At 67.7% G+C, this 5,753-nt stretch carries 4 protein-coding genes; 3 read left to right on the top strand and 1 reads right to left on the bottom strand.

Annotated features, from left to right (window positions below):
- Window positions 1-53: 53 nt before the first annotated feature.
- A complete protein-coding gene (locus tag ACFULV_RS34830) occupies window positions 54-1,655 on the bottom strand; it encodes a sigma-54-dependent Fis family transcriptional regulator (RefSeq protein WP_378664352.1) in 1,602 nt (533 codons plus the stop codon).
- 193 nt (window positions 1,656-1,848) lie between these two features.
- Between ACFULV_RS34830 and ACFULV_RS34825 the strand changes: the two genes are divergently transcribed.
- The 3 genes from ACFULV_RS34825 (at window position 1,849) to ACFULV_RS34815 (ending at window position 5,665) form a co-directional block, all read left to right on the top strand.
- A complete protein-coding gene (locus ACFULV_RS34825) occupies window positions 1,849-2,727 on the top strand; it encodes a helix-turn-helix transcriptional regulator (protein ID WP_378664350.1) in 879 nt (292 codons plus the stop codon).
- A gap of 474 nt (window positions 2,728-3,201) precedes the next feature.
- Window positions 3,202-4,338: a lactonase family protein gene (locus tag ACFULV_RS34820; protein ID WP_378664347.1), complete on the top strand. Its 1,137-nt coding sequence runs from the start codon at window positions 3,202-3,204 to the stop codon at window positions 4,336-4,338.
- A gap of 112 nt (window positions 4,339-4,450) precedes the next feature.
- On the top strand, window positions 4,451-5,665 hold the full coding sequence (locus ACFULV_RS34815) for a CoA transferase (protein WP_378664345.1): 1,215 nt from the start codon (window positions 4,451-4,453) through the stop codon (window positions 5,663-5,665).
- The last annotated feature ends 88 nt before the right edge of the window (window positions 5,666-5,753 follow it).

Here is a 5,753-nt window from a genome sequence, read left to right as displayed (position 1 = left end):
CTCGCCGGGAGGGCACGCTGTTGTGCGGCCGACACGAGTGGTGATCAGGCAATTCACCCGATGCGTAGTGCCCGGATCCGGTTGTAGAGCGTCGAGCGGCTCACGCCGAGTGCGCGTGCGGCCTGGAGCTTGTTGCCGCCGGCGGCCTCGATCGCGGCCATGATGACCTCCCGCTCCGCTTCGCGGATCGGGGAGCCGGGTGCTTGGCCGCCGCGGTGGGAGGCGGGCAGGTCGGCGGGGATGATGTCACCTGCCGATCGCACGGCCGCGACTACTTCCACGACTCGGCGCAGCTCGGCGAGGTTGCCTCGCCACGGCTGCGACGCCAAGATCCGCATCGTCTCGGCGGTGAACCGGGTCCTGGTGTGCCCGGCGACATCGGTCAGGATCTGCTGGGCCAGGCCGGGGACCTCGTGCCTGCGCCTGCGCAGCGGGATCAGTTCTCTGCGGTCGTTGCACAGGGCCGGTACCGCGGCGTGGATGTCGTCGAGGTGTTCGCCGGGAGTCGACGTCAGGACGACGTTGCGGGTCGTTTCCCGCAATCGCTGGGCGAGCAGTGCCGTGAGCTGCGGGGAGAGCAACTGGATGTTCTCGACAACCACGGCGGGTCCGTTGCCCCACAGCGCCTCTCCTAGCTGGGCCGCCCAGACACTCTCGCCCGCGAGAACGATGTCGGTCGCGTCGAGGGTGACAGCGCCAGGACCCGCGATGTTGTGCGCCTCGGTAGTCCGGCCGGTGCCGGCTTCACCGACCACCAGCAGCGGCCAGCGCGGCACGTGGGCCGATAGCGAATTGCCGCGCCGGACAACGGATTCCTGTGTGATGTCGACGAGCACACCATCGGCTCCGTCGATCGGCGTACAGACCAGGCGCACCTCACGTCCGGAGGTCAGCGCGAGCTCGTGGCTTTCCTGCGATCCGATCGGCACGGATTCGGCGCATGCGCGCACTGCGGCGTGATCGGCGGGTTCGAGCAGGTCGACGGCCGCAGGTGTGGCCAGAACCAGGCCCTCACCGATGACGACGACGGCGCGCCCCCGGCGACCGACAGCCGCTTGAAAGGCACTCATCAGCCGGCTCTGGGCGCGCGGCGAATCACGCTGGAGCCGCTCTTCGATGTCACGGACCATGCGCCGGGCCAGCAGCGACGACAACCGGTAGTCCGCGCCGGTTTTCGAGCCGATGCCGAGTACACCTTCGAGTCGCCGCGTCACCGGATGGAAGATCGGGTGGCCGTAGCAGGTGAACCCCCGGAACACCGTCAGATAATGCTCGTCGGCACGGACGAGAAGGCTTCGCCTGGTTTCCAGCGGGGTGCCGAGGGCATTGGTACCGATCCGGTCCTCACCGAGCTGGACGCCGGGCACCAGACCGAGGTCGCCGATCGCGTGGCGCATCGACCGCGCGGCGCCGTGGATGTCGACCAGCTGGCCGGCGTGATCGGTGAGCACCAGGGCTACCTGAGTTCCCTCGAGTTCGCCCGCCACCCGCCGCAGCACCGGATTGGCCGCGCGTGCGAGATTGCTCTCGGAGGTACGGGTCACGAGGTCGAACGGCGGCAGCGCGTCTCGGCGCACGCCGTTCAGTCGCGATCGGGCCCACGACGACTCGATGTCCGGTCGAGTCGTATCTCCGTGAACCTGCAACACAGTCATGGACACTGAACACCACCTTCTCCCGACCGCGTGGAGATGCGGTCGACGATCGGTCCTGTGACCGAGCACACTTGTATTTTATACACAATATCTGTTGATTTCCTGCAGCTTTGTCCGATACGGCTGTTTTTTTCGCCGACATAGGAAGGATTTGTCCCAGGCACGCCGGCATCAGCAGGCATATCGTGGGGAAATGACAGACAGAGCGCCCCACCTTCGCGAACTGGGCGGATTCCTCAAAGCCCGGCGCGGCGAGCTGACCCCCCAGGACGTGGGCCTCACCGTGCACAGCGCCTCCCCGCGCCGGGTCACCGGCCTGCGCCGCGAGGAGGTCGCCGACCTGGTCGCGATCAGCCACGATTACTACACCCGGATCGAACAGGGCCGCCTCGCCCCGTCGGAGCCAGTCCTCGACGCCCTGGTCCGCGCCCTGCGTCTCGACGACGCCCAGCGCGACTACATCGAGAATCTCGCCCGCCGGTCCGAGCGCCGCCCGGCCAAGCGCGGCCAGAAGACCGTGCGTCCACAGCTGCAGCGCCTCTTGGATCAGCTCACCGAGACGCCCGCCCTGGTGTTCGGCCGCTACCTCGAGATCCTTGCCTGGAACCACCTGGCCGCGGCATTGATCGCAGACTTCGGACAGATGTCGCCGCGGCAGCGTAACTACGTGCGGATGGTCTTCACCGATCCCGCGATGCGCACCCTCTACGACGACTGGGAAGGCGTTGCCCGCACGTGCGTCGCCATCCTGCGCATGGACGCGGCGGCCAATCCGACCGACCCGCAACTGACGGCGCTGGTCGGCGAACTCTCCATTGCCGACGAACAGTTCCGGCAATGGTGGGCAGCGCGCAATGTGGCTCGCCAGGAGTTCGGCTCCAAGACCCTGCACCACCCGGATGTCGGCGAGCTGACACTGAATTGGGACACCTTCAGCTATTCCGGCGACGCCGAACAGCAGTTGGTCCTGTGGTCGGCCGACGTGGGCACGACCTCACACGAGAAGCTACGCATCCTGATGTCCTGGTCGGCGCCGGTTCCCGATCGAGACCCTGCCGAGCACACCGGCTGAGCCGGACCGCCGTCGAACTCTTCCCGGAGTGGCGAAGAGTCGTGGTCTGTATAAATATATTATGTTTAATGTTCCCGACCCCTCGCCATCCGAGGACCCACCATCAGACACCCGGAGCGAAGTAGTGTCAGCGCCCATCAACACCACGTTCCGCGAACTCCTAGACTATTTCGGACAATGCGGCGCCTGCGGCTATCCGGCGTCAGCCTCCTTGCTGACCCAGCATTACGCTGACGGCTCCACACACCACGAGGTCGTAGCCACCTGCGGTCTACCTTGCGGCTGGCGCGCACCCGTGTCGATGCGCAGAATGACGGGCTCCCCCTAGCCCGTGTCCGAGTTCTTGGACAGTCATCGGATCGAATCCTTCCTACATTCGAACGACCGGGGGGCCGAGTCCGCGCACTCCGGTGCCGCGCGCGGCGTCGCGTCGCGGCGAGCCGGGAGCAGCGCTCCGTGCCGGAAGGAACGTCGATGACGACATCCACAACACCCGAGAAAGCGTTCGCCCAGCGGACCAGGAATACGGCGGTCGCGCTCGCGGCGGTGCTGCTCAGCGCGGGCTGGATGGCCCCGGCAGCGGCCGCACCGGGTGGCGACGCCCAATTCCTCCTGGTCGGCGGCACGGTGAGTGGTGACGTGACAGTTTTGAGGGTGGAGCCGAGCGGCGGGCTGACCAAGGTCGGCCAGACGCCGGTCGGCCTCGGCATCCTGTCGCTGGCGCTCGCGCCCAACGGGCACGCTGTCTATGTCAGCCAGGCCGCTGAACAGCAGGTCACCGGCTACCGCATCGACAACGCGGGTGCTCTGCGCCCGATTCCGGGCGCAGAGGTCGAGATCGACGGCGGTGCACCGGTCACCTCGACTCTGTCCGCCGACGGCACCCTGTTGTTCGTCGCCGTCGGCGGCGTGCCCGGACATATCAGGACCTATGCGGTCGATCCCACCGGCGCGCTGACGCATACCGCGTCGATCTCCGTACCCGGATTCAGCGCCATCCCGATGATCCGCATCGACCCGGACGGCCGATTCCTGCGGTTCGTCAGCCCGTTCGACAGCCTCGTGTCCAGCTTCGCCATCGGCGCGAACGGTGAACTCACCTCGATCGGCGCTCCGGTTTCCGGTGGCATGCTCCCGGTGAACCCCGGCTACACACCGGACGGCCGCTTCGTCTATGTGAGCAACGAAATGGGCGGCAATATCTCCGGATATGCGATCGGGACAGACGGGCACCTCACTCCCACGCCCGGATCGCCCTATGCCAGCGGGCTCATGCCGCACGGCGCCGAGGTGACCGCCGACGGCAAGCGGGTGTATGTGCCGGTGGTCGCGGGCGGCGGCGTCGCCGGGTACTCCATCGCGGCGGACGGCGCACTGACCCCACTGGCCGGATCCCCCTATCCAGCGCCGTCGGGCTCGGGGCCCGGCACAGTGGTGCTCAGCGATGACGAGCGGCACGTCTACGCGGCCGACGTGCTGACCACCGGCGTCACCACGCGCGTACACACCTTCGACGTCCAGCCCGACGGCACGCTGACCAGGTCAGCCCTGCCGTCGGTGGACACCGGCACCATCCTCGGCGACGGCCCGATCATGGTCCTGACGCCCTAGGCCCCCGGGTGTCAGATATATTATATTTCACACAGAGGAGCGGTCCGCCGCAGACGAAGGAGAGCGCGATGCACAAGCCAGGTCCCCTCGATCATCCCGCGGTGGTGCGCGCGTGAGCGGGCAGCCCCTGGAGGGCTTGCGGGTCGTCGAATTCGCCAGTTTCGTGGCGGGGCCTTCGGCCGGGATGACCCTCGCCCAGCTCGGCGCGCAGGTCATCCGGATCGATCCGCTCGGCGGTGGACCCGACTACCGCCGGTGGCCGGTGTCGAAGCACAACGGCGAGAGCCTGTATTGGAACTCGCTCAATCGCGGCAAGCGATCGGTGGCAGTGGACGTGCGCAGCGAGGAGGGCCGCGAACTGGTCCTCGCGCTGGCTACGGCACCGGGCGCGGACGCGGGCATCGTCGTGGACAACGCCGTCGGACGCCCGTGGTTCTCCTACGAGGCACTCGCGGCGCGGCGCTCGGACGTGATCAAGGTGCATATCGGCGGCAGAGCGGGCGGCGGCCCAGCGGTCGACTACACGGTGAACACCGAGGTCGGCGTCACCGATCTCACCGGGCCTGCGGACTCGCGCACGCCGGTGAATCACGTTCTGCCTGCCTGGGATCTGGTCGCGGGCATGACCGCGACCAGCGCACTGCTGTCGGCCCTGCACCGGCGAGAACGCTCAGGCGAGGGCGCGCACCTGCAGATCGCGCTGGCCGACGTCGCCCTGGCCGGCGTCGCGAATCTGGGGTGGCTCAGCGAGGTACGCGAACGCGGCGACCGGCCGCGTCACGGCAACTACATGTACGGCTCGTTCGGTGCCGACTTCGTTACCGCCGATGGTGGGCGCGTCATGGTCGTCGCCCTCACGCCGCGTCAGTGGCACGCACTGTGCACCGCCACCGGGACGGCGAAGGTGATCGCCTCGCTCGAGGAAACACTGGGAGTGGACTTCGCCGACGAGGCACACCGGTACGTGCACCGTGAGACCATCGCGGCGGTCATGCGTCCCTGGTTCGCCGGTCTGAATGTCGATGACGCGGGCGAGGCGCTCACCGAGGCAGGTGTGCTCTGGAGTCGCTACCGGCAGATGAGCGATGTCGTCGCCGATTTCGAGGCAGGTTCGGGCAGTGCTGTGCTGACCGAACTCGACCAGCCCGGTATCGGACCGGTCATCTCGGCGCGCAGTCCGATCCGCGAGGACAACGACTACGGCCCGGTCGACCCGGCCTCGGCACTGGGTGCCGACACCGACCAGGTCTTCGCCGAGGTGCTCGGCCTCAGTGACAGCGAACTTCACCGGCTGCGCTCCACCGGGGTCTTCGGCAGCACCGGATAGCCGTCGGGGCGCCACGTCGAATACGACAGTGGCCGGGTCGGGTGGGCGGGGCGAGGGGGTTAACAACCCCACCAACCCGCCCCACTAT

Origin of the sequence: Nocardia sp. NPDC057272 (assembly GCF_042668615.1) — a bacterium.
In the GTDB taxonomy this organism is placed as follows: Bacteria; Actinomycetota; Actinomycetes; order Mycobacteriales; family Mycobacteriaceae; genus Nocardia.
The sequence above is the reverse complement of the archived record's forward strand: the minus strand, read 5'-3'. Positions and strand labels throughout refer to the sequence as shown.

What these genes read in the sequence shown, in the direction of transcription:
- ACFULV_RS34830 (WP_378664352.1), bottom strand. Translation starts at nt 1,655, where the DNA reads ATGACTGTGTTGCAGGTTCACGGAGATACGACTCGACCGGACATCGAG.
- ACFULV_RS34825 (WP_378664350.1), top strand. Translation starts at nt 1,849, where the DNA reads ATGACAGACAGAGCGCCCCACCTTCGCGAACTGGGCGGATTCCTCAAA.
- ACFULV_RS34820 (WP_378664347.1), top strand. Translation starts at nt 3,202, where the DNA reads ATGACGACATCCACAACACCCGAGAAAGCGTTCGCCCAGCGGACCAGG.